The following is a 22915-nucleotide window of genomic DNA, read 5'->3' as shown; positions in this document are numbered from 1 at the left end:
CCTGGCGGTCCGGGCCGTTCTGCCAGTCGGGTGCGGCCTGGCGGTCCGGGCCGTTCTGCCAGTCCGGTGCGCTCTGGCGCTCGGGACCCGGGTCGGCCTGGAACGCCTCCGGCGCGGCCTGCTCCGGCTCGTTCTCCGGCTCGGGTCGGGACGGGCGGCCGTACACCCGGGGCTGCGGCGCGGGTGCGCCGGACGGTCGTGCGGCCTGGTCGGTGGGAGGCATCACCCGGCTGGCCAGCGGCACCGAGGCGCTCGCTGACGCCCGGCCCGCCGCGCCGGCCGCCGACTCGGCCTCCGGCGACGGCACGACCGCGCGGCCCGCTCCGGCCTCCGGAGAGGTACGCGGGGCGGGCACCGCTACACCGGCCGCCGGAGACTCTTCGGCCCGGCCCCAACCGGCCGGCTCCGCCTCATACTGCGCGGCGGCGTCCGGGGTCTCCCGCTCGGCGTACGCCGGCTGCTCGGGGGCGTACTGGGCCGGCGGCACGTAGTTGGCCGGCGGGGCGGCAGCGAGGCTCGCCCCCGGCACGCGCTGCTCCTGCGGAGGCAGGGGCACCGCGTTGGCGGGCGAGATGCCCGGCGCGGGAGCGGGCTGGTAGACCGGCGACTCGTCGCCCCGGCCCGCTTCCCAGTCGCCGCGGGACTGGGAGGCTTCGGCCTCGGCGCGGCCCCACACCTCGCCGGGCGCCCACGGCTGGGCCTCCGGCACGCCGGCGCTGCCCTGGGCGGCGTTGTCGGGGGCGGCGGCCCAGGCGGGCGTCCCGTCGTTGCTGGGCACGCTGGCGCTGGCCCGGGCCGGGGTGCTGGTCACCTCCGGGGTCCATTCCGCCGCCTCCGGTCGCTGGGCCGGCTGGTCCTGCGGAGAGAGCACCCAGTCCGGCTGCTGCGGACGACCCTCGGCGCCACCCCAGGCGGCGGGCTGCGCGGCCTCGTCCTGCTGTACGTCGGTGCCGTCGCCCCACCCGCCGGGTTGCCCCGGTTGCTGCTGTCCGGTCCAGCCGCCGGAGCGGGCCGGGTCGTCCTGGCCGGGCCAGTTCGGGGCCGGCACCTGGGCCGCGCCTCGGGCCGCGGCCGGCTCGGCCTGGCCCCACCCGGGGGCCGGCTGCTCGGTCGACTCGGCGGCCTGACCCCAGGTCTGGGGGGACTGCTCGGCCGGCGTCCACGCCGGCTGGTCGTCCTGCTGACCGGAACCACTGCCGGGCCAGCCGGCGGCCTGCGCCGACTCGGACTGCTGCGACTCGGCGCCGCGCCAGTCACCGGCGGGCGGGTTGGCCTGCGCCGCCCCGACCCAACCGCCGGAGCGGGCGGGGTCGTCCTGCTGGGCGTCGGCGTTCCAGCCGCCAGAGCGGGCCGGGTCGTCCTGTGCCGGCCAGGCGGCGGTGGCGGGCGGCACCTGCGCGGCACCCCGCGCGGCCGACTGGGCCTGCACCCAGTCGGGCTGCTCGGCGGCCCCGGGGGCCCACCCGGGTGCGCCCTGCTCGGCCGGCGTCCAGCCCTGCTGCTGGGCGGCCCACGGGGCGGGCTGAGTGTGGTCGGGTACGCCACCGCCACCGGTCCAGGTGCCCGGCTGCTGCGGCGGCTCGTTCGTGCCACCGCCGGTGGCCCAGGCGGGCTGCGCGGGCTCAGTGGGCTGCGGCGCGGCGGCGGCACCCCAGGCGGGGTTCGGCTGCTGCTCCGACTGGGCGGCCCATGCCGGGGCCGCCGGGTTCGGCCGCGCTGGCGGCGGGGGTGCCCAGCCAAGGTCGGGGCCGGCGGCGTTGTAGCCGTTGTCCGGCTGCGCCGGGCGGTCGCCGTACGGCGCCGGTCCGCCGGCGCCCGGTGACACCTCGTCCGGCTCCTGGCCGGGGCGGTGCGGGCCCTCGGACGTCATCGGTGCGCCTCCTCCATCACATGTCGGCCGCCGGTGCCGATCGGTCTCCTCGGCATGGCTGCCGGCGTCGCCGGCGTACCGCCGTGCCGGCTCCCCGCACCGTATCCGGTGGCCGCACGGGGTGTCCAAGGAGCACCGGTCGTCACTCCGCGTTGCCGGTCGGTGTCGAGCAGCTTCTATCGGCTCGGCCGGTGCCGGGCCGGCGGGCGGCGACCGAAGCCCACCGTACCGGGCGCTGCGGCACGGCGGAATCCCGGTGCCGCGAGGTGAGGAAACGCCGATGGCCCGCCCGGTGGGCCGGGCGGGCCATCGATCTGGAGGAGGTGAGGAATGTCGTGGAGCGTCAGCCCATGTGACGCTGGGCGATGATGAGGAGTTCCTCGCGAACGGCCGGCGAGTTCGCCGAGCGCAGCGCGTGCTCAATGGCACGGGCGCGTCGGGTGGCGTCGCGGTGGTTGCGGATTCGCTCGATCATGCTCATTTGGTGGATCTCCCTGGCTATTCGGTTGTTGGCCCCTGATGCATCTATTCAACCCCAGAACCCGGCCAACTTCCATCGATTATTAGGTGAGCTGAGACACCTGCCTAACAATCAAAGGTCAGGGGGCCTGCGCGCCGACGGTTTCGTCGCCCAACGGACACGGCCGGTGTGCCGGGCGTTAACCCGTGGCACACCGGCCGTGGCTGGCGTTCGGACGGTCAGGTCCAGGCGAGCAGCGCCGCCTCCGGGTCGGCGAGGAAGTCGCCGATGTCGCGCAGGAACTTCGAGCCCAGCTCACCGTCGATGATCCGGTGGTCGAAGCTCAACCCCAGTGTGGTGACCTGACGAGCCTTGACCTTGCCCTTGTGCACCCAGGGCATCTCCCGCACCGCGCCGAAGGCCAGGATCGCCGACTCACCCGGCGGCAGGATCGGCGTACCGGTGTCCACCCCGAACACCCCCACGTTGGTGATGGTCAGGGTGCCGCCGGACATGTCCGCCGGCGAGGTCCGGCCGGACTTCGCCGTCTGCACCAGGTCGTTCAGCGCGTCCGCCAGCTCGCGTAGCGAGAGCCGGCCGGCGTCCTTGACGTTCGGCACGATGAGGCCGCGCTCGGTGGCCGCCGCGATGCCGAGGTTGACGTACTCCTTGACCACGATCTCGTCGCCGGCCCAGGTCGAGTTGACCATCGGGTGCCGCTTGACCGCCAGGAGCACGGCCTTCGCCACCAGCAGCAGCGGAGAAACCCGGACGTCGCGCCACTCCCGCCGGCCACGCAGCCGGTCCAGCGCCTTCATCGCCCGGGTCACGTCGACGGTCAGGAACTCCGTCACGTGCGGGGCGGTGAATGCCGAGCGGGACATGTTCTCGGCGGTGAGCTTGCGTACCCCCTTGACCGGGATGCGCTGCTCGCGGTCCGCGCCGAAGCTGGCGGCGCTCGTCGCCACCGACGTCGCCCTGATCGGCTCGGCCGCCACCACGGCCCCGGTCGCCGCCTGCTGCACGTCCTCCCGGGTGATCGAGCCCAGCGGACCCGAACCGGTCAGCGTCCTCAGGTCGACCCCGAGGTCCTTGGCGAGCTTGCGCACCGGCGGCTTGGCCAGCACCGGCCCGCCGGTCGTCGCAGCACCCTGCCCGTCGTGGGCAGACGCCGGCGCGGCCACCGGCTGCGGAGCCGGCGCCGTCGCGGCCGGCATCGGCGTGGGCGTCGTCGCGGCCTGCGCCGGGACGCCTCCCTTGCGCGGGCGGCGCTTCGCGGCGGTGGTACGCGGGCCGTAGCCGACCAGCACCGCGGTCCGCCCACCCGGGGCGGGGCCGCCGATCAGACCGGGCTCGACCATGCCCTCGGCCGGCGCCACCTCGACGGCGGCCAGCGAGGCTGCCGACGGGGTGGGCAGGTCGCCGCCGGGCGTGGCCGTGGTCGACGGCGCGTCCAGCGGGCCGGCGCCCGGGTCGGTGTCGATCGCGATGATCGGCGTACCGACCTCGACCGTGGTGCCCTCCGGGTGGAAGATCGCCTGGACCTGGCCGGCCCACTTCGCCGGGATCTCCACGGCCGCCTTCGCCGTCTCCACCTCGACGATCGGCTGGTTCAGCTCGATGGTGTCGCCGACCTTGACCAGCCAGGACAGGATCTCGCCCTCGGTCAACCCCTCGCCCAGGTCGGGCAGGTTGAACTCCTTGATCCGGGACATGCCGCTCACCAGCCGAAGGTGCGGTCGACGGCGTCGAGCACCCGGTCGAGGTCGGGCAGGTACTCCTCCTCCACCCGGGCGGCCGGGTAGGGGGTGTCGAAGCCGGTCACGCGCAGCACCGGCGACTCCAGGGAGTAGAAGCACTCCTCGGTGATCCGCGCGGCCAGCTCGGCGCCGAGGCCGATGTTGGACGGCGCCTCGTGCACCACCACCGCGCGGCCGGTGCGCTTCACCGACTCGTAGGCCGCGGCCAGGTCCAGCGGGGAGAGCGAGCGCAGGTCGATGACCTCCAGCTCCCGGCCGTCCTCGGCGGCGGCGGTCGCCGCCTCCAGGCACGTCCGGACCATCGGCCCGTACGCCAGCACGGTCACGTCGGTGCCGGGCCGGACCACCCGGGCCGAGTGCAGCGGGTACGCGTCGGACAGCGGCGCGTCCAGGTCGACCTGCCCCTTCTCCCAGTAGCGCCGCTTGGGCTCCAGGAAGACGATCGGGTCGTCCGAGGCGATGGCCTGCTGGATCATCACGTACGCGTCCTGCGGGTTGGCGCAGGACACCACCTTCAGGCCGGCGGTGTGCGCGAAGTACGCCTCCGGCGACTCCGAGTGGTGCTCGACAGCGCCGATGCCGCCACCGAAGGGGATCCGGATCACCATCGGGATGCTGAGCTTGCCGCGCGAGCGGTAGTGCATCTTCGCCACCTGCGACACGATCTGGTCGTACGCGGGGTAGACGAAGCCGTCGAACTGGATCTCGCAGACCGGCCGGAAGCCGCGGATGGCCAGGCCGACCGCGGTGCCGATGATGCCGGACTCGGCCAGCGGGGTGTCGATCACCCGCTGGTCGCCGAAGTCCTTCTGGAGCCCGTCGGTGATCCGGAACACGCCGCCGAGCTTGCCGACGTCCTCGCCCATGATGATGACCTTGGGGTCGTTCTCGAGGGCGCGGCGCAGACCGGTGTTGAGGGCCTTGCCGAGGGTGAGCGTCTCCGTGGCCATCAGTGGGCGCTCCCCTCGAACGACTCCATGTAGCGGCTGAACTGTGCGCGCTGCTCGTCGAGCAGCGGAGACCCGTTCGGGTAGACGTGGTCGAACATCGTCACCGGCTCCGGGTTGGGCATGGCGAGCACCCGCTCGCGCAGGTGCACCGACTCGCGGCGGGCCTGCTCGTCGACCTCGGCGAAGAAGTCCGCGTCGGCGATCTGCTGCTTCTCCAGGAATGCCCTGACCCGGGCGATCGGGTCCTTGGCCTGCCACGCCTCGACCTCGCTGGCGATCCGGTAGCGGGTCGGGTCGTCGGAGGTGGTGTGCGCGCCCATCCGGTAGGTGTACGCCTCAATCAGGCTCGGGCCCTGCCCGTGCCGGGCGTTGTCCAGCGCGGTGCGGGTGACCGCGTACGTGGCCAGCACGTCGTTGCCGTCCACCCGGATGCCGGGGAAGCCGAAGCCGGCGGCCCGCTGGTAGAGCGGGATCCGGGTCTGCCGCTCCAGAGGCTCGGAGATGGCGTACTGGTTGTTCTGGCAGAAGAAGACCATCGGCGCGTTGAACACGCCGGCCCAGACGAACGCCTCGTTGACGTCACCCTGGCTGGTGGCCCCGTCGCCGAAGTAGGCGATCACCGCTTCGCCGTCGTCGGTGCCGGTCTTGCCGTCCATGGTGATGCCCATGGCGTAGCCGGTCGCGTGCAGGGTCTGCGCCCCGATCACGATCGTGTACATGTTGAACTTGAACTCGTTCGGGTCCCAGCCGCCCTGGTCGACGCCGCGGAACAGGCCGAGCGGCATGATCGGGTCGATGCCGCGGCAGTAGAGGACGCCGTGCTCCCGGTAGGTCGGGAAGGCCATGTCCTGGGTGCGCAGCGCCCGCCCGGAGCCGACCTGCGCCGCCTCCTGGCCGAGCAGGCTGGCCCAGATGCCCAGCTCGCCCTGGCGCTGGAGTGCGGTCGCCTCGGCGTCCAGCTTGCGGACCAGCACGAGGTCGCGGTAGAGCCCGCGGTACTCCTCGTCGGTGAAGTCGACGCGATACTCGTTGCCGTCCGGCCCGGTGACGCTCTCGATCCGCTCGCCTTCGGGGGTGAGCAGCTGCACCAGCTCGGGGTCGCCGGCCGCGCTCTTCCTGGAGCGGGGTGCTGCCCGCCTGCCGCGGGTGGTGCCCCCGGGGTCGCCCTTTGCCATCCGTCTCTCCCTGTCGTGTCTGCGTCGGCACCGGGGGGTCACCCGGCCGCGCAACTCGTGCGCCTGTCCGGCTGCTGCCGGACCGGTTCCTGGCGGCCGCGCCTAGCCCCGGTGGGGGTTGCCGCGCGGCGTGAGCCGGATTCTGGCCGAACCCGGTTCGGGAGCGCCGGCGCTCAACCGCGCCTGCCGCGAGGGTGCGCGGAGGTCACGGCTGCGTTGCCGTCGTGCTCCATATTCGCAGAGCAGGTGAGCGCGCCCACAGTACGCCCGCCCCGCATTCCGACCGCCCCCAGTTTGAGGCTCTTTGTCGTCATCGTGCCCGACCGTGCCCACCGGGCCTACCGGCGATGGTTCGTCACCGTTCGGGCCATCTCCGCGTGTCGACACGCAGTGGAGGTTGGCTGACGCAGGGTAACTGGGCGAGGCTGTTTACCGCAGGATCGCGCCGATCGGGTGAATTGCCGGGGTTTTCCAACCGGCGACGTCCTTCCGCGTCCTCCGACGGCTGATGACAAGGGGTGTGCGGTGTACGAGCCAGGTGACGGTCCCGGCACACCCGCGCTCGGCCGACACCGGTCGGCCGGCGGCTACCGCCGGGTGATCGGCGCGCACCGCGCGTCCGGCGCCGGCGGCCCCTCCCGGGGTTACCTGCTCACCGTCGCGCTGCTGGCCGGCACCGCGTCGATGCCCATCATCGCGGCCATCAGCGCGGGCTCGGCCACCCCGGGCAGCACGGCGCTGCCGGACAGCAGCACGCCGTTCATCCCGACCCCGTCGGTCGGGCCGGTGGTGATCCCGCTGCCGGCAACCAGCCAGCCGGCCCTGCCGTCACCCGCCACGCCCAGCGTCAGCCCCACCGCGACCGCAGGCTGGCTGGCGGCGGCTCCCCGACGTGACCAGGACGGGACGGATCCGGGCCCGACCGGGGCCGACCCGGGGACGGTCCCCCGGGTGGTGCCGCCGCCACCGTCGCCGAGACCCACCCGGAGCACGCCGCCGGCCTCACCCCCGCACAGCCCGCCGCCGGCGCCCTCGCCGACCGGCCCGCCGGCTCCCGACCCGACTCCGACGCCGACTCCGACGCCGAGCCCGACGGCGACCGCGCCGACGACGCCCACGGTGACGGACCCGCCGACCGCGACCGACCCCCCGAGCGCGACCGCCGTGCCGACCAGCACGGTGTCCCTCCCGGCCGCCACGCCCACGGCGCCGCCCACCCCCGGTTCCCCGCCCAGCCGGCCCAGCCCGACCGTCGCGACGTCACCGGTCGGTCGGCCGACCCCCACGGCCGGTCCATGGCCGCTGGCCGGACCGACGTCCCGTACGGTGTCCCCGGCGGTACGGTGACGATCAGGCGCGACCGACCCGGTGCCGGCGGCGGTCGGCGATAGGGGCGTACCGGAGGGGGTGGCGTGGGCGGCGGTGCGGAACTCCGCCCGGTCACCGCCCGGCCGGGCCCGGGGTTGCGGGTCGCCCGGCTGGTCACCGAGCTGACCGCGCCCGCCGTGCTGGTGTCGCTGCTGATGGTCGCCGTGAGCTGGCACAGCTCCCGCAGTGCCGGTCACGGTCTGGTGTGGGGTCTGCTCGCCACGCTCTTCGTCACCGGCATTCCGTTCGCCTACATCGTCGGCGGGGTACGCCGTGGTCGGCTCACGGACCACCACATCGGCCGTCGGGAGCAGCGCCGGGTGCCGTTGCTGGTCGGCCTCGGCTCGGTCGCCGCCGGGCTGGCCCTGCTCGCCGTGCTCGGCGCACCGCGTCCGTTGCTGGCACTGGCGGTGGCCGGGCTGGTCGGGCTGGTGGTCGCGGTGTCGGTGAGCCACTGGTGGAAGATGTCGATCCACTCGGCGGTGGCTGCCGGCACGCTGATCATTCTGGTGCTGACCTTCGGGACCCACCTGCTCGTCACCGCGCCGCTGCTGGGCGTGGTCGGCTGGTCCCGGGTGCGGCTACGGGACCACACCGTCCCGCAGGTGCTGGCCGGCGGCGTGCTCGGCGCACTGATCGCCGGGGTGGTCTTCGGTCTGCTGCGCTGACCGGTCCCGCTGTGCCGACCGGGCCCGCTTCGTCGGCCGGCCCGGGCGGGCGGCGAGGTGCCGCCCGCCCGGGATGCCGTCAGGCGCCGTCGTCGGCGAGACGGTGCCGGTTCGCCTCGATCCAGGCGTCCAGTGCGGCCGGGTCATCCGGGTCGACCCCGTCGGCCATCAGCTGCGCCACCGCCGCGGTGGCCGGGCTGCGCCGCTCACCGGTCGAGTAGAGGCGGGCGAACTCCGGCACCATCTCCTCGATCGCCTCGTCGGTGCGCGTCGCGGCCGTCTCGGGCAGCCCACGCTGGCGCGACGCGTACCGGGCCCAGGCGCGCAGCACGCGGGGCAGCATCGCCGCGTCGTCCATGTCCAGCACGGCCCGGCGGTGCACCCAGTCGAGCAGGAAGAGCCCGGACACGGCGGGACTCCACCGCATCGGGTCGGCGTCCGGGAAGGTCGCCGAATGGTCCAGCAGCAGGCTCAGACAGAAGTGCAGCGAGGCCAGCTCCGGGCCGTCGACGGCGTCCAGCCCGAAACGGGCGGCCTCCGGCGCGGCCAGGAACCGCCGGACCAGCTCGGTGCGCTCGGCGGCGGAAAGCGGCTCGACCTCAGCCGGGCTGGTCGGGTCGGCGGCGGTGGGCAGCAACGCCAGCCGGGCACCGACCAGCGCCCGGTCGGTGGCGAGCGAACCTTCGCCGGGCAGCTCGCCCAGGTCGTCGGTGACGGCGAGGTGGCGGGCCACCTCACCACGCAGCTGGGCAGGGTCCTCGCTGCGGAACCACGTCAGCTCGTCGTCCGCGCACATCTGCCGGACCTGGTCCAGGATCCGTTCGGCCGGCCCACCGACGAAGATGTCCTTGGTGATCCCGATGTTGTGGTCGACCAGGGCCACCAGCGCGTGCTCGGGGCCGCCGGCCGCGTCATCGTAGGCGAACGTGGCGAGGTAGGAGGTCTGGTCGCCGTACACGTCGCCGTACGCCCAGCTGCCGGTGAGGTGCACCCGGCCGAGCTGGCCGGTCCAGGCCGGCGCCTGGCTGCCCGGACGCACCCGTTCGGTGCCCTCGGCGTTGGGAACGAGCGCGGCGAAGACCTGCCGGATGGTGGTCGCCGCCGCGATCCGGCGGCGGGCGGTGGCGGCGAGGAACCCGGTGACGAACTCCTGTACGGCGGTGTCGCGGTCGGTCTCCGCGATCGCGTAGACGCTGCCCAGGAGGGCGCTGCCGAGCATCTCGGCGTCCAGCGCCGACTCCAGCTTGGTCACGTCGCGTGCGGCGTGCAGCACCGCGTCGTAAGGGGTCTGAGGCGTGGCCATGCCCCGACCCTACGCCGCTCGGCGGGGTGCGCAGAGGAGTAGCGAGTCGTGCGGGGCGTCAGCGGCGGGCGGCATCCCGCAGCGCGTCGCGCGCCTGCGCGTACGAGGCGAGCACGATCCGCACCGGGGCGAGCACGTACTCCTCGCCCACGCGGGCGACCTCGGCCGTCAGCCGCTGCTCGGCGCGGCCCCGGGCACGCCGGGCCGCCCAGCGCACCACCGGTCGCGTCAGCGCCGCCACCAGCAGTCCGGCCAGCAGCCCACCGAGCAGCAGCAGGGTGGGCAGTGGCACCTGCCCGACCATCGGGTTGTCCAGTGCGGGCAGGCCGAGCGCCCGCAGCGCGTAGCCGAGCACCAACCAGCCCAACCCGACCACGGCGGCCAGGGTGACCAACCACTGGACACCGCCGACCAACCGCCACCAGAGGGGTCGACGGCCCAGGCCGAGGTCGGTGCCGGCGATGGTGCGGTCCAGCGCGTCCGGCAGGTCGCCGAGGCGGGACCGGGCGGCGGACGTGACCGCCGTCGGCCAGGCCGCGGGCAGGTCGGCGGCGGCCCGGTCGGCCACCGCCCGGATCGCCAGGCCGAGCGCCGAGCGCTGGGCGGCCGTCGGGTCCGGTACCGAGGTCGCCGCAACCAGGCTCTCCGCCGGGTCGGCCCGATCACCGGTCGGGCCGGGCAGGTGCAGGCGGCGCAGCGGGTCGGGCCGCAGCCGCCGCCAGCCCTTGACCACCGGCCAGCCGGTGGCCGCGCCGGCCCGGTGCCGGTACGCCTGCTCCACCGCCTCGGTCACCGCCGGCACTCCGGCCGCGCCGGCCAGCGCCCGGTTCAACCCGCCGACGGCGGTGTCGTCCGGTCCGCCCACCGGTCGGGCGGAGCCGACCAGCTCGTCCAGCGCGGCGACCACCGTGTCGACGTCGCCGGCGAGCCGGCGCAGCGCCGCCTGCCGCTCGGCGACCGTCCCTTCCAGCGCGGTGCGCAGCCCGACCATCCCGGCCGGGTCGATGGCGGTGGTGGCCAGCAGCGGCACGCCGGTCAGCCCGTCCGCGTCGAGCAGCCTGCGCAGGTCGTCCAGGACCCGGGGCAGCTCGGCCGGGGGCAGCCGGTCGGCCTGGTTGAGCACGACCAGGGTGACGTCCCGGTGGCGGTGGAACTCGCGTAGGTAGCTGTCGTGGATGACCCGGTCGGCGTACTTCTGCGGGTCGACCACCCAGACCACCTGGTCGACCAGGCCGAGCAGCCGGTCCACCTCCAGTCGGTGGGACCGCTGCACCGAGTCGAAGTCGGGCAGGTCGAGCAGGATCAGCCCGTGCAGCGCCGTCTCGTCGTCCGCGTCCAGCGCGCTCTCCCGGACGAAGCGGTGCCGGGGCAGCACGCCGATCCAGTCGAGCAGCCGGTTGGCGCCCTCCAACGCCCCCCACACGCAGGCGTGCGTGACGCCGGTCGTCGGGCGGCGGACCCCGACCGGCGAGAGCTCCAGCCGGGCCAGCGCGTTGAACAAGCTGGACTTGCCGCTGCCGGTGGCGCCGGCCAGGGCGACCACGGTGTGGTCGCGGGACAGGGCGAGCCGGGTGCCGGCCCGCTCGACCAGGGTGTGCGCGGGCACCAGTTCGGAGTCCGGCAGCAGGCCGTCCACCGCGGTCAGGAACCGGCGTACCGCGTCCAGGCGGGCGATCAGCGCGTCGGGGTCGATCCGCTGGTCACCCCGGAACGCCTCGCGTACCCGGCCGGCGATGTTGGTCACCGGGAGCCCTCCTCGTCGGCGGCCGGCAGCGTGTCGTCGCCGCCGGTCGCCAGGCCGCTGCGGTGCCGGGCCAGCTCGACCCGGCCGGCGGCCCGACGCAACCCGTCGCCGGCGTCCGCGGCGGGGCGGGCGTCGACGGTGCGGGCCAGGAAGCGGTCGGCCTCCGCGTCGAGCAGCGTCCGCACCCGGTCCAGCAGGTCGGCACGGGCCTTGGCGGCGAGGGTACGCACCGCCTGGTCGCCGAAGATCGCCTGGAGTACGGCCTGGGCTGCGACGGTGGTGCCGGCCCCGGTGGCCACCTCCAACCCGGTCGGGATGAAGGCGGTGGAGGCGAACACGGCGATCATCACGGCGAGCCCCGTGGCGTTCACCGCGTACGCGGCCGTACGGGCCACGAACCTCTTGTCGCCGCCCTCGACCCGGACCAGCTCGAGCACCCCGCGCTGCCAGTCGCGGACCATCCGCTCGGCGCGCTCGGGCAGGTCGTCGCTGGGGTGGGCGAACCCCGGCTCGAGCAGCCCGGCCCCCGCCGGGTGCGCCTTCCACGCGGTGTACGTGGCCTCGGCGGCCTCGGACGCGACCCCGCGCAGCAGCGTGACCAGCTGCGACTCGATGGCGTTGCGCAGCTCGGCGGCGGGTGCCGGCCGACCGGTGACGGCGGCCACCACCCGATCCCGCAGCCGCCCGATCCGCGCCTCCAGGGTGCGGAACAGCTCTCCGGTGCCGACGAACTCCTGCCAGCGGGCGAGCACCTCGCCGCGGAGCAGGCGGCCGTCCCGCAGGCCCTCCTCGACGGTCCGCTCGGCCCCCCGGTAGGCGGTCCGGACCCGTTCGTCCAGAGCGTCGGCGGCGCCGATCTGCTCGTCGGCGGCGTCGGCCAGCTCCTCGACGGCCGGGTGCAGTGCGGCCAGCGCCCCGTCCAGGGTCTGCCGGACCACGGCCGCCCGGGCGTCGGCGTCGGCGGCCAGCCGCGCGAACCAGTCGGCCAGGGGCGCGGTGACACCCTCGGGCAGCAGCCCCTGACCGTCGACCCAGGTCTCCGGCAGCACGAACAGCGGCGCCCGGCCGAGGCCCTGTGCGGTGAGCATCTCGGCCAGGTGCGCGGAGATCTCGTCGCTGGCCTCCGCGGGCACCCGGTCCAGCACCATGGCGATCACCGCACCCCGGGCCCGGGCGCTGCGCAGCAGCTCCCACGGCACCGCGTCGGCGTACCGGGCGGCGGTGGTGACGAAGAGCCATAGATCGGCGGCGGCGAGCAACTGCCCGGCGAGTGCCCGGTTGGCGTCGACCACCGAGTCGATGTCCGGTGCGTCGAGGAAGGCCAGCCCGGCGGGCAGGGCCGGAGCGGTGACCAGGTGCAGGGCGCGCGGGTCCTCGCTCGGCTCGGTGGTGCGGGTGAGCCCGGGCAGCAGCTCACCCTGCCGGAACCAGGCCGCGTCGGCCGGGTTGCAGACCAGCACCGGTGAGCGGGTGGTCGGCCGGAGCACGCCGGCGGCGCTGACCCGGGCCTTGACCAGGCTGTTGACCAGGGTCGACTTGCCCGCGCCGGTGGAACCGCCGACCACCACGAGCAGCGGCGCGTCGAGCCGGGCGAGCCGGGGCAGCAGGTAGTCGTCGAGCTGGTCGGTGAGGGCGGTGGCGGTGTGCCGGGCCGGCCCGGCGGAGGGCAGAGCGAGCGGGAACCGGGTCGCGCCGATCGCGGCCCGGAGACCCGTCAGCGCGCCGGGGAGGCTGTCGTCCCCGGTGGTGGCGGGCGGCTCCTCCGCGGCGTCCGGCGGGCCGGTGCGGGCTGCGACGGCGGGCGCGCCGGAACGGGTGGCGGAATCGCCGTGCGTCGTCACCGCTAAAGCGTGCCCGACCGATGCAAGGGAAGACAACCGGACGGTAATAACGGCTGGGTTGCGTCGGGTCGGCTCAACCCAACTTGACGATTCGCCGGGGCGTGGCACTATTGAGTCAAGTTCACTCAACTTGTGGTGGGCCCGCTGCGGGCGGTGCCCGCCAGGCAGTCCGCGGGCGGTGCCCGTCACCTGCACAACCTTACGAAGCGAGGAAGCGAAGATGGCACGTGCGGTCGGTATCGACCTCGGCACGACGAACTCCTGCGTCAGCGTTCTCGAGGGCGGTGAGCCCACCGTCATCGCCAACGCTGAGGGCTCGCGGACGACGCCGTCGATCGTCGCGTTCGCCCGCAACGGCGAGGTGCTCGTCGGTGAGGTCGCCAAGCGCCAGGCGGTGACCAACCCGGACCGGACGATCCGCTCGGTCAAGCGCGAGGTCGGCACGAACTGGTCCGTCGACATCGACGGCAAGAAGTACACCCCGCAGGAGATCTCGGCCCGGACGCTGATGAAGCTCAAGCGGGACGCCGAGGCGTACCTGGGTGAGCAGATCACCGACGCGGTGATCACCGTCCCGGCCTACTTCAACGACAGCCAGCGCCAGGCCACCAAGGAGGCCGGTGAGATCGCCGGCTTCAACGTGCTGCGGATCGTCAACGAGCCGACCGCGGCCGCCCTGGCGTACGGGCTGGACAAGGGCTCCAAGGAGCAGACCGTCCTGGTCTTCGACCTCGGCGGCGGCACCTTCGACGTGTCGCTGCTGGAGCTGGCCGAGGGCGTCATCGAGGTCAAGTCGACCAGCGGTGACAACCACCTCGGCGGCGACGACTGGGACCAGCGGATCATCGACCACCTGGTCAAGACGTTCCGTGGCGAGCACGGCATCGACCTGAGCCAGGACAAGATGGCCCTCCAGCGCCTCCGTGAGGCCGCCGAGAAGGCCAAGATCGAGCTGTCCGCCGCCACCACCACCAACATCAACCTGCCGTACATCACCGCCGGCTCCGCCGGCCCGCTGCACCTGGACGTGACGCTCAGCCGCGCCGAGTTCCAGCGGATGACGCAGGACCTGCTGGACCGGTGCAAGGGCCCGTTCGAGCAGGCCGTGAAGGACGCCGGGATCAAGATCTCCGACGTCGAGCACGTGATCCTGGTCGGCGGCTCCACCCGGATGCCCGCCGTGACCGACCTGGTCAAGCAGCTCACCGGTCGTGACCCGAACAAGGGCGTCAACCCGGACGAGGTCGTCGCCGTCGGCGCCGCTCTCCAGGCCGGTGTGCTCAAGGGCGAGGTCAAGGACGTTCTGCTGCTCGACGTGACCCCGCTGAGCCTGGGCATCGAGACCAAGGGCGGCATCTTCACCAAGCTGATCGAGCGCAACACCACCATCCCGACCAAGCGCTCCGAGGTCTTCACCACGGCGGACGACAACCAGCCGTCGGTACTGATCCAGGTGTTCCAGGGCGAGCGGGAGATCGCGGCCTACAACAAGAAGCTCGGCACGTTCGAGCTGACCGGCCTCCCGCCGGCGCCGCGTGGCGTGCCGCAGATCGAGGTCGCGTTCGACATCGACGCCAACGGCATCGTCAACGTGCACGCCAAGGACCTGGGCACCGGCAAGGAACAGAAGATGACGATCACCGGTGGCTCCTCGCTGCCGAAGGACGACATCGAGCGGATGCGCCGGGACGCCGAGGAGCACGCGGAGGAGGACAAGCGCCGCCGCGACGACGCCGAGACCCGCAACGTGGCCGAGGCGCTCCAGTGGCAGACCGAGAAGTTCCTCGCCGAGAGCGGCGACAAGCTGCCCAGCGAGAACCGGGAGCAGCTCAACGAGGCGCTGGGCGAGCTGCGTGGCGCCCTCGGCGGTCAGGACATCGAAAAGATCAAGTCGGCGCACGAGCGGCTGGCGCAGGTGTCCCAGCAGGCCGGTTCGCTGCTCTACTCGCAGCAGGCCGAGCAGGGCCAGCAGCCGGGCGGCGAGGCCGGCCCGGGTGCGACCGGGGCGACCGGCCCGCAGGCCGGCGGTGCCGGTGCCGGTGGCGCCGACGACGTGGTCGACGCGGAGATCGTGGACGAGGACGGCAAGAAGTGACCGTCGGTCTTCGACACGTATCCACTGCGAAGGGGATGAGGTAGCCGCATGACGCAGAAGCCACGAGCCGCCGACCCGGGCGACACCGGGTCGGCGCCGGGTGGCTCCGCGCCCACCGAGCCGGCCACCGGCGACGGGGAGCGGGTCGTCATCCGCAACAACCGCAAGCTCAGCGACACGACCGAGCCGGAGGGCGCCGCCGCCGACGCGGGGAGCGACGTACCGGCCGAGGGGCTGGTCGAGGACGCCGAGATCGTGGTCGACGAGATCGAGGTCGAGGCGACGTCGGTCGACGGGGCGGCGCCGTCCAGTCCACCGGTGGTGGACGCTCCGGCGCAGCCGGCGGACGGCGGCAGCACCGGAGTCGGCTCGCCGCTCGGTGCCGAGCTGGAGGCGCTCCGGGCCGAGCTGGACGAGCGGACGCGGGACCTGCAGCGGGTGTCGGCGGAGTACGCCAACTACCGCAAGCGGGTGGACCGGGACCGCAGCCTGGTGCAGGAGCAGGCGACCGGCTCGGTGCTGGCCGCGCTGCTGCCGATCCTGGACGACCTGGACCGGGCGCGGGAACACGGCGACCTGGTGGGGCCGTTCGGGACGGTGGCGGAACAGCTCACCACCGCGCTGGGCAAGTTCGGCCTGACCGCGTTCGGCGAGCAGGGCGACCCGTTCGACCCGACCCGGCACGAGGCGGTCGCGCACCAGACCTCCGCCGAGGTCAGCGAGCCGACCTGCGTGCAGGTCATGCGGCGCGGCTACCAGCTCGGTGAACGGCTGCTGCGCCCCGCGCTGGTAGCGGTCGCGGATCCGGAATAGTGCGAAACGGTGACCGGTCCGTCCCGCCCGCCGCGATGCGGTGGGCGGGACGGCCGGGCCACGACGGTCGGAAGGGGGTGGACCGGTGAGTTCGAAGGACTGGCTCGAAAAGGACTTCTACGCCGTGCTCGGCGTGGACAAGGCTGCCTCCGCGGACGACATCAAGAAGGCGTACCGCAAGCTGGCCCGGGAGTCGCACCCGGACCACAACCCGGGTGACCCGCAGGCCGAGGAGCGGTTCAAGGCGGCCTCCGAGGCGTACAACGTACTGTCGGACACCGGCCGCCGCCGGGAGTACGACGAGATGCGTTCGCTGTTCGGCTCGGGCGCGTTCCGGCGCAACGCCCGGGGCGCCGGCCAGCCGGGCGGCATGCCGTTCGACGTCTCCGACATGTTCGGGGGCGGGGGCGCCGGGGGCGACCGTCGCTTCGGTGGGGCCGGCTTCCAGGACCTGTTCAGCTCGATCTTCTCCGGCGGGTCGGCCGGCGGGCAGGCCGCACCACGCGGCCCGGCTCGGGGTCGGGACGTGGAGACCGAGGTGGCGCTGGACTTCGGCGACGCGGTGCGGGGCGTGACGCTGCCGCTGACGTTGCGTGCCCCGGGCGTCTGCGACACGTGCCACGGCAACGGGGCCAAGCCCGGCACCCAGCCGCGCACCTGCCCGGCCTGCCACGGCGCCGGGGTGACCACCCGCAACCAGGGGTCGTTCAGCTTCTCCGAGCCGTGCCGCACCTGCCAGGGCGTCGGCACGGTGGTCGAGGAGAAGTGCCCCGAGTGCCACGGCAGCGGTGGGGTCACCAAGACCCGCACGCTGAACGTGCGCTTCCCGGCGGGGGTGGCCGACGGTCAGCGGATCCGGCTGGCCGGGCGAGGTGAGCCGGGTGAGCGCGGCGGCCCGGCCGGTGACCTGTTCGTGCACGTCAAGGTCCGGCCGGACGAGCTGTTCGGGCGTACCGGTGACGACCTGACGTTGACCGTGCCGGTCACCTTCGCGGAGGCCGTGCTCGGCACGGACCTGCGGGTGCCGACGCTCGACGGCGCGGTGACCCTGCGGGTCCCGCCCGGTACGCCGAGCGGCCGGGTGCTGCGGGCCCGGGGCAAGGGTGTGGTCCGCCGCGACGGGCAGGCCGGCGACCTGCTGGTCACGCTGGACGTGGTGGTGCCGGCCCGATTGTCGGACGAGGCGCGCGCGGCGCTGGAGGCGTTCGCCGAGCAGAGCCCGCCGGCGTCCAGGGAACATCTCGACGCTCGGGTGCGTCGGTTCAGTTAGTCCGGTGGGATGGACGCGGAGGTGAGCGGGATGTCGGGCGAGTTCCTCGGTTCGAGCGACCCTGCGTACGAGGCCAAGGTGCTGATGATCTCGGTCGCGGCACGGATGGCTGGGATGCACCCACAGACCCTGCGGCAGTACGACCGGCTGGGGCTGGTGCAGCCCGGCAGGGCGGCCGGCGGTGGGCGTCGCTACAGCGTCCGTGACGTGGTGCTGCTGCGCGAGGTGCAGCGGCTCAGCCAGGACGACGGGATCAACCTGGCCGGAGTCAAGCGGATCATCGGGCTGGAGCGGCTGCTGGAGCAGGCGCAGCAGCGGGTGGCCCGGCTGGAGGCGGAGCTGGACGCCGCGTACCGCCGGGTGGCCGAGCTGGAGTCGCTGGCCCGCTTCCCGGGCCGTGATCTGGTGCCGACCAACCGCACCTCCACCGCCCTGGTGGTCTGGCGGCCCCGCCGCCTGCCCGACCGCTGACCCGCTCTTCCGGTGCCGTTCTTTTCGGCCCGGCCCGCACCGGATTTCTCGGCGCGGGCCGGGCCGTTCCGGTTAGCCTGTCGATACGGGTTCTATCGGCTCAATTCGGACCTACCGGCATGGCAGGGGGAGCGATGGCGGAGCCGGCGAAGGAGATGGCCCAGCAGACGGAGGACCGGTTGGAGGACCTGGCCGACGCCGTCCGCGAGAAGTTCGACAAGGTGACCGACGGAAGCTTCCGGGACCGGATCACCGAGGGGCGGTTCGCGGACCAGGTCGACCACGGCGTCGACCAGGCCCGGGCCGAGACCCGACGGAAGCAGGACTGAGCGGTGACCGACGTGCGGGCCGGGACCCACGGGGGGTCCCGGCCCGTTCGCCGTCCTGACCGGGACGTGGTGACGCCTGAGGGGGCGGCGCGGTCTCGACCGTTCGCCTCGCTCGCCCTTTGGAGCTGAGTCGTTTACGACATCACGCCGCCGGCGGCTCCGTCGTCGGGGTGATGCCGAGTGCGTGAATCGTTGGCGACATCAGCTCCAGAGGGGGCTGCGGTGCGACCCTTCGATCCCGGAAGGCCGCGTCAGCCGAGGCGGCGGTTCTCGCGGACCAGGCCGCCTTCGCACCAGTCCCGGTAGACGAAGAGATCCGGCCGGGCCAGCAGCACGCGGCCGTTGTGCGCCCAGATCTTCATCAGCTCGTCGCCGTCGCGCTCGGCCTGCTCGACCAGCTTTCGGAAGCGGCGCTTGGGGTGGGCGCGGAAGTTCGTCCGGATGCCGTCGGCCGCGTAGATGTAGAGGCAGTGCAGCGCGAAGCGGCGGGCCGGGCACGTCGGGTCCATCGCCAACTCGAAGAGCGTCAGTACGAGCCGGTCACCGGAGACCAGAAGGTCCCAGTCCGGTGGCATGGAAGCCAGCGGCACCGAATCGGGCTGGTACGCCCAAGCTCGCAACTCCGCCGGAGTCGGATCGACGGGGTTGGCGAAGCCGTGGAACGTCGACTCCTGCACGCTCACCGGCCAACCTTCCGCTCTCGCCCGCGTTGGCACTGGCCACCCGCGGACCCTGGCTGCTGCGGCGAAACGGTAACCCGCCGTCGGGTGCTGCGGTAGTCCCCGTGGGGAGCAATTCAGCAACCGTTGGCCTGACCGGGTCGACCGGATGGGCGGGCGGGCCGCCCACCGCCGCTGCCGTGCGGATCAGGGGTCGTGGCGGCGGCGGCGACGCGTCAGTCGTGGACCGGAACGGGCTCCCGCCGCTCGGCCGCCGCGCGGTTGCGCAGCCACCGCTTGAACCACGGGAAGTCGGGCAGCCGGGCCAGCATCGGGCCGGTCACCACGGTGATCAGGACGTACGCCGTGGCCAGCGCCGCCAACCGCGGCTCGACGCTGCCGGCGGCCACCGCGAGCCCGGCGATGACGATGGAGAACTCACCGCGAGGTACGAGTGCCAGGCCGGCCCGCCATCGACCGGGTTCGGCGATGCCGACGCGGCGAGCCGCGAGGTAACCGGTGAGCGTCTTCGTCGCCATGGTGACCACGGCCAGCGCGAGCGCCGGCAGCAGTACCGGGGGGATGTCCCGTGGGTCGGTGACCAGCCCGAAGAAGACGAAGAACACCGCGGCGAACAGGTCCCGCAGCGGGGAGAGCAACTCGGTCGCGTGGTGCGCCACCGGCCCGGAGAGCGCGATGCCGACCAGGAACGCCCCGACCGCCGCCGACACCTGGAGCTTCGCCGCCAGACCGGCGATCAGCAGGGTCAGACCGAGTACGCCGAGCAGCAGCGCCTCCGGGTCCTTCGCCGAGAGGGCGGACGAGATCAGATGGCCGTACCGGATGGCGAGCACCAGCACGAGCAGCACCGTCCCCACCGCCACGGCGAGCGCGATGCCGCCGCCGAGCAGGCCGGTGCCGGCCAGCACCGCGGTGACCAGCGGCAGGTAGAGCGCCATCGCCAGGTCCTCGATCACCAGGACCGAGAGGATCACCGGAGTTTCCCGGTTACCGAGCCGGCCCAGGTCGGCGAGGACCTTGGCGATCACCCCGGAGGACGAGACCCAGGTGATGCCGCCGAGCACCAGGGCGGCCACCCAGTCCCAGCCGAGCAGCAGGGCGAACGCCGCGCCGGGCAGTGCGTTGAGCACGCCGTCGATCAGCCCGGCCGGGGCCGCCGAGCGGAGGTTGCCAACCAGCTCGTTGGCTGAGTACTCCAGGCCGAGCATCACCAGCAGCAGGATGACGCCGATCTCGGCGCCGACCGCGAAGAACTCCTCGCTGGCGGCGAGTGGCAGCAGCCCACCGTGCCCGAAGGCCAGCCCGGCGAGCAGGTAGAGGGGGATGGGTGAGAGGCCTACCCGGCGGCTGAGCCGGCCGAGGACGCCGAGCAGCAGCAGCAGCGCGCCAACTTCGACGAGCAGTGTGGTCGAATCGTGCATCCGCCTCAGCCGTCCGGGTCACTGTCGGCGAGGATGGCGGACACACCGTCGAGACCCTTGCGGGTCCCGACGACGACCACCACGTCGCCGGCCGCGAAGCGGAAGGAGGGAAGCGGCGAGACGATCACCTCGCCGTCGCGCAGCACCGCCACGATGGAGGCACTGGTGCGGGTACGCGCCTTGGTGTCACCGAGCTTCCGGTTGACGTACCGCGACCCGGCCGTGATGGCGATCTGCTCGGTGAGCAGACCGGCGGCCTGCTCACGGAGCCCGGAGAGCTGCCCGAGCATCAGCGACGCGCCGAGGATGTCGGCCAGCGCCTCTGCCTCGTCGTCCGTCAGCGGGATGTCCGCCTGGCAGGAGTCGGGATCGTCGGGGTCGTAGAGGACGAGATCCCGGCGGCCATTGCGGTGGGAGACCACGCCCAGGCGGCGTCCGGACTCCGTCACCAGATCGTGGCGTACCCCGATCCCGGGTAAGGCAATCTGCTCGACTCGTACTCGCACCAGCCAAGGCTACCGCTTAGCGGGCCAGACCTAGATCTTGGTCGAATTCGGCCCCTCCAGGGCCCCTTTCCTTCCAAGATCTAGGACTTGTCGCTGACGCACGTGCGTGGATCTAGCCTCGGGTGCGCCTCGGGTGCCTGATCGGGGGTCTGTTGGGCGCCCTTTGCTCTGCTTCAACGCCCAGCGTCCCCCGATGCGCTGATGCCCACCCCGGCACAGCGGGGTGGGCACCGGCACGCGCCATGGTCAGCGAAGGCTGGCGAAGAACTCCCGGATGTCGGCGGCCAGCACGTCGGTGGCCTGGTGAGCGGCGTAGTGGCCGCCGACGTCGCCGCGACCGTCGACGTCCGCCTCGTACGCCGTCCACCGGACGATGTTCGCGTGGTCCCGCTCAGCGAAGCGGCGGATCGACTGGAAGTCGCCGGGGAACATGGCCAGCGCGGTCGGCACGGTGGTCGGCCCGGCCGGCGTGTCGCCGGCGTGCGCGTCCTCCCGGTAGAACCGGATCGCCGAGGCGGCCGTGCCGGTGAACCAGTAGAGCGCCACGTTGGCCAGGATGAAGTCGGCGTCCAGGCTCACGTCGAAGAGCTGGGCGTTCCAGGCCAGCAGCCCGACCGGCGAGTCGGCCAGCCCGAACGCCAGGGTCTGCGGCTGCTGGCTGTGCACCTGGTTGAAGGAGAACTTGTTCTCGTAGAACCACTGGAGGTGCTTGAGCGCCGCCTGGTCCGCCTCGGAGAGCCCGGCGAACTCGGCCGGGTCGCCCGAGGGGAACGAGAAGAGTTGGGTGACGTGCACGCCGAGCACGTGCGCCGCGTCGATCCGGCCCAACTCCGGCGCGACCATCGAGCCGGCGTCGTTGCCGACCGCGCCGTAGCGGTCGTACCCCAGTCGGCTCATCAGCTCCGCCCAGGCGCGGGCGGTGCGGTACCGGTTCCAGCCGGCGCTGCGGGTCGGGCCGCTGAACCCGAAGCCCGGCAGCGACGGAATGACCAGGTGGAAGGCCGGCGCATCCGGTGCGGTCGGCTCGGTGAGCGGGGCGATCACGTCCAGGTACTCCAGCACCGAGCCGGGCCAGCCGTGGGTGAGCACCAGTGGAGTGGCGTCCGGGCGCGACGAGCGGACGTGCAGGAAGTGGATCTGCTCGCCGTCGATCTCGGTGACGAACTGCGGGTGGGCGTTCAGTCGGGCCTCGACTGCCCGCCAGTCGAACCCGTCCCGCCACCGGTCGGCGAGGGTGCGGACCCGGTCGGTGCTCATCCCGTAGGCGTCGCCGGCGCCGGGCAGGTCGGCGGGCCAGACCGTGCGGCCCAGCCGTGCGGCCAGGTCATCGAGGGCGGTCTGCGGGATCTCGACGCGGAACGGGCGGATCGCGGTGCCGGTCATCTCAGGACTCCTTCGGAACGGAATGCTTCGTTCTGTTACGACAGTAGCAGACCGGAACGATCCGTTCCACTGTTATTCTGGCGGCATGCCGACCCCCTCCGGAAAGACGGACGCGCCGCTGGCCGGCCGCCGTGCCCAGGCCGCCCGCAATGACGAGGTGATCCTCGAAGCCGCCCGCGCGGTCTTCCTCGACGACCCGAAGGCGCCGATCGCCGCGGTCGCCGAACGTGCCGGCGTCGGCATCAGCGCCCTCTACCGGCGGTACGCGGGCAAGGAGGACCTGCTGCGCCAGCTCTGCCACGACGGGCTGCGCCGGTACGTCGCCGAAGCCGAGGCCGCCCTCGGGGAGCCGGACGACTGGGCCGCGTTCGCCGGATTCGTGGCTCGGGTGGTCGACGCCGACGTGCACTCCCTCACCGTCCACCTGGCCGGCACCTTCACCCCGACCGAGGAGATGGGCCGGGACGCGATGCGCGCCAACGAGCTGGCCACCGCCCTGTTCCAGCGGGCCCGTGCCAGCGGGCGGCTGCGCCCGGACGTGGTCGTGCAGGACCTGGGGCTGCTGCTGGAGGCGTGTGCCGCGGTGCGCGTACCCGATGCGGAGCGGACCAGGCAGCTGCGTCGCCGGCAGCTCGCGGTGCTGCTGGCGGGGCTGTCGACGGCACCGGACACCGACCCGCTGCCCGGCCCGCCCCCGGCGGCCGGGGAGTTCGACTGGCGGTGGCAGCGCCGAGAGTGACAGGCGTCACAACGTTAGGGTTGAGCGGAATACGCTCAACTCTGGTTGTGTCCAACCCAATGGACAACG

At 73.3% G+C, this 22915-nt stretch carries 19 protein-coding genes and 1 pseudogene; 7 read left to right on the top strand and 13 right to left on the bottom strand.

What is annotated here, in order from left to right; genetic code table 11:
- From KBX63_RS20170 to KBX63_RS20145, 6 genes and pseudogenes are all read right to left on the bottom strand, one after another.
- Positions 1 to 1870: pseudogene (locus tag KBX63_RS20170) on the bottom strand (hypothetical protein); the annotation flags it as partial.
- Between the two features lie 343 nt (positions 1871 to 2213).
- Positions 2214 to 2351, bottom strand: coding sequence for a hypothetical protein (locus KBX63_RS20165; RefSeq protein WP_210912929.1), 138 nt, complete (start codon positions 2349 to 2351; stop codon positions 2214 to 2216).
- A gap of 218 nt (positions 2352 to 2569) precedes the next feature.
- The gene (locus KBX63_RS20160) at positions 2570 to 4045 is read right to left on the bottom strand and encodes a dihydrolipoamide acetyltransferase family protein (RefSeq protein WP_210913089.1); all 1476 of its coding nucleotides are present in this window, start codon (positions 4043 to 4045) and stop codon (positions 2570 to 2572) included.
- Between the two features lie 5 nt (positions 4046 to 4050).
- Positions 4051 to 5040, bottom strand: coding sequence for an alpha-ketoacid dehydrogenase subunit beta (locus KBX63_RS20155; RefSeq protein ID WP_210912928.1), 990 nt, complete (start codon positions 5038 to 5040; stop codon positions 4051 to 4053).
- Positions 5040 to 6215, bottom strand: coding sequence for a pyruvate dehydrogenase (acetyl-transferring) E1 component subunit alpha (gene pdhA, locus KBX63_RS20150; RefSeq protein ID WP_210912927.1), 1176 nt, complete (start codon positions 6213 to 6215; stop codon positions 5040 to 5042). The genes KBX63_RS20155 and pdhA overlap by 1 nt, the downstream gene beginning before the upstream one ends.
- A 644-nt stretch (positions 6216 to 6859) precedes the next feature.
- The gene (locus tag KBX63_RS20145; protein WP_210913104.1) at positions 6860 to 7501 is read right to left on the bottom strand and encodes a hypothetical protein; all 642 of its coding nucleotides are present in this window, start codon (positions 7499 to 7501) and stop codon (positions 6860 to 6862) included.
- Between the two features lie 126 nt (positions 7502 to 7627).
- Here KBX63_RS20145 and KBX63_RS20140 point away from each other — a divergent pair, with 126 nt between their 5' ends.
- Entirely contained in the window at positions 7628 to 8251 is a 624-nt protein-coding gene (locus KBX63_RS20140; protein ID WP_210912926.1) for a phosphatase PAP2 family protein, read from the top strand.
- A 79-nt stretch (positions 8252 to 8330) separates the two neighbouring features.
- On the opposite strand, the gene KBX63_RS20135 is transcribed toward KBX63_RS20140, so the two are convergent.
- Genes KBX63_RS20135 through KBX63_RS20125 form a run of 3 tightly spaced genes read right to left on the bottom strand, consistent with a single transcriptional unit; the run spans position 8331 to position 13139 of the window.
- Positions 8331 to 9554, bottom strand: coding sequence for a hypothetical protein (locus tag KBX63_RS20135; protein WP_210912925.1), 1224 nt, complete (start codon positions 9552 to 9554; stop codon positions 8331 to 8333).
- Between the two features lie 58 nt (positions 9555 to 9612).
- Positions 9613 to 11298, bottom strand: coding sequence for a GTPase (locus KBX63_RS20130; protein ID WP_210912923.1), 1686 nt, complete (start codon positions 11296 to 11298; stop codon positions 9613 to 9615).
- Entirely contained in the window at positions 11295 to 13139 is a 1845-nt protein-coding gene (locus KBX63_RS20125) for a GTPase domain-containing protein (RefSeq protein WP_210912921.1), read from the bottom strand. Before KBX63_RS20125 ends, KBX63_RS20130 begins: the two co-directional genes overlap by 4 nt.
- Positions 13140 to 13359: 220 nt before the next feature.
- Here KBX63_RS20125 and dnaK point away from each other — a divergent pair, with 220 nt between their 5' ends.
- The 5 genes from dnaK to KBX63_RS20100 all read left to right on the top strand — a co-directional run bounded on the left by dnaK (position 13360) and on the right by KBX63_RS20100 (position 18117).
- Complete coding sequence (gene dnaK, locus KBX63_RS20120; RefSeq protein WP_210912920.1) at positions 13360 to 15234, top strand: molecular chaperone DnaK; 1875 nt, start codon at positions 13360 to 13362, stop codon at positions 15232 to 15234.
- 48 nt (positions 15235 to 15282) lie between these two features.
- Positions 15283 to 16047 carry a nucleotide exchange factor GrpE gene (gene grpE, locus KBX63_RS20115; protein ID WP_210912919.1) on the top strand — a complete coding sequence of 255 codons (765 nt, stop codon included), beginning with the start codon at positions 15283 to 15285 and terminating at the stop codon, positions 16045 to 16047.
- An 85-nt stretch (positions 16048 to 16132) separates the two neighbouring features.
- Positions 16133 to 17317: a molecular chaperone DnaJ gene (dnaJ, locus tag KBX63_RS20110; protein WP_210912918.1), complete on the top strand. Its 1185-nt coding sequence runs from the start codon at positions 16133 to 16135 to the stop codon at positions 17315 to 17317.
- Between the two features lie 30 nt (positions 17318 to 17347).
- On the top strand, positions 17348 to 17788 hold the full coding sequence (locus KBX63_RS20105; RefSeq protein ID WP_210912917.1) for a heat shock protein transcriptional repressor HspR: 441 nt from the start codon (positions 17348 to 17350) through the stop codon (positions 17786 to 17788).
- 134 nt (positions 17789 to 17922) lie between these two features.
- Complete coding sequence (locus KBX63_RS20100) at positions 17923 to 18117, top strand: hypothetical protein (RefSeq protein ID WP_210912916.1); 195 nt, start codon at positions 17923 to 17925, stop codon at positions 18115 to 18117.
- 251 nt (positions 18118 to 18368) lie between these two features.
- On the opposite strand, the gene KBX63_RS20095 is transcribed toward KBX63_RS20100, so the two are convergent.
- The 4 genes from KBX63_RS20095 to KBX63_RS20080 all read right to left on the bottom strand — a co-directional run bounded on the left by KBX63_RS20095 (position 18369) and on the right by KBX63_RS20080 (position 22107).
- Positions 18369 to 18800: a hypothetical protein gene (locus tag KBX63_RS20095; RefSeq protein ID WP_074315768.1), complete on the bottom strand. Its 432-nt coding sequence runs from the start codon at positions 18798 to 18800 to the stop codon at positions 18369 to 18371.
- A 212-nt stretch (positions 18801 to 19012) separates the two neighbouring features.
- Positions 19013 to 20218 (bottom strand): cation:proton antiporter, encoded by a 1206-nt coding sequence (locus tag KBX63_RS20090; protein ID WP_210912915.1) that lies wholly within the window; start codon positions 20216 to 20218, stop codon positions 19013 to 19015.
- Between the two features lie 5 nt (positions 20219 to 20223).
- On the bottom strand, positions 20224 to 20724 hold the full coding sequence (locus KBX63_RS20085) for a cation:proton antiporter regulatory subunit (protein ID WP_210912914.1): 501 nt from the start codon (positions 20722 to 20724) through the stop codon (positions 20224 to 20226).
- A 246-nt stretch (positions 20725 to 20970) separates the two neighbouring features.
- Positions 20971 to 22107, bottom strand: coding sequence for an epoxide hydrolase family protein (locus KBX63_RS20080; RefSeq protein WP_210912913.1), 1137 nt, complete (start codon positions 22105 to 22107; stop codon positions 20971 to 20973).
- Positions 22108 to 22192: 85 nt separating this feature from the next.
- Here KBX63_RS20080 and KBX63_RS20075 point away from each other — a divergent pair, with 85 nt between their 5' ends.
- The gene (locus KBX63_RS20075; RefSeq protein ID WP_210912911.1) at positions 22193 to 22846 is read left to right on the top strand and encodes a TetR/AcrR family transcriptional regulator; all 654 of its coding nucleotides are present in this window, start codon (positions 22193 to 22195) and stop codon (positions 22844 to 22846) included.
- The last annotated feature ends 69 nt before the right edge of the window (positions 22847 to 22915 follow it).

Source organism: Micromonospora sp. U21, assembly GCF_018070045.1.
Taxonomy (GTDB): domain Bacteria; phylum Actinomycetota; class Actinomycetes; order Mycobacteriales; family Micromonosporaceae; genus Micromonospora.
This window is presented reverse-complemented; position numbering and strand designations above follow the sequence as displayed.

Coding starts and splice junctions, on each gene's coding strand:
- dnaK (WP_210912920.1), top strand. CDS start 13,360: ATGGCACGTGCGGTCGGTATCGACCTCGGCACGACGAACTCCTGCGTC.
- pdhA (WP_210912927.1), bottom strand. CDS start 6,215: ATGGCAAAGGGCGACCCCGGGGGCACCACCCGCGGCAGGCGGGCAGCA.
- KBX63_RS20160 (WP_210913089.1), bottom strand. CDS start 4,045: ATGTCCCGGATCAAGGAGTTCAACCTGCCCGACCTGGGCGAGGGGTTG.
- grpE (WP_210912919.1), top strand. CDS start 15,283: ATGACGCAGAAGCCACGAGCCGCCGACCCGGGCGACACCGGGTCGGCG.
- KBX63_RS20165 (WP_210912929.1), bottom strand. CDS start 2,351: ATGAGCATGATCGAGCGAATCCGCAACCACCGCGACGCCACCCGACGC.
- KBX63_RS20135 (WP_210912925.1), bottom strand. CDS start 9,554: ATGGCCACGCCTCAGACCCCTTACGACGCGGTGCTGCACGCCGCACGC.
- KBX63_RS20090 (WP_210912915.1), bottom strand. CDS start 20,218: ATGCACGATTCGACCACACTGCTCGTCGAAGTTGGCGCGCTGCTGCTG.
- KBX63_RS20080 (WP_210912913.1), bottom strand. CDS start 22,107: ATGACCGGCACCGCGATCCGCCCGTTCCGCGTCGAGATCCCGCAGACC.
- KBX63_RS20105 (WP_210912917.1), top strand. CDS start 17,348: ATGTCGGGCGAGTTCCTCGGTTCGAGCGACCCTGCGTACGAGGCCAAG.
- KBX63_RS20155 (WP_210912928.1), bottom strand. CDS start 5,040: ATGGCCACGGAGACGCTCACCCTCGGCAAGGCCCTCAACACCGGTCTG.
- KBX63_RS20075 (WP_210912911.1), top strand. CDS start 22,193: ATGCCGACCCCCTCCGGAAAGACGGACGCGCCGCTGGCCGGCCGCCGT.
- KBX63_RS20100 (WP_210912916.1), top strand. CDS start 17,923: ATGGCGGAGCCGGCGAAGGAGATGGCCCAGCAGACGGAGGACCGGTTG.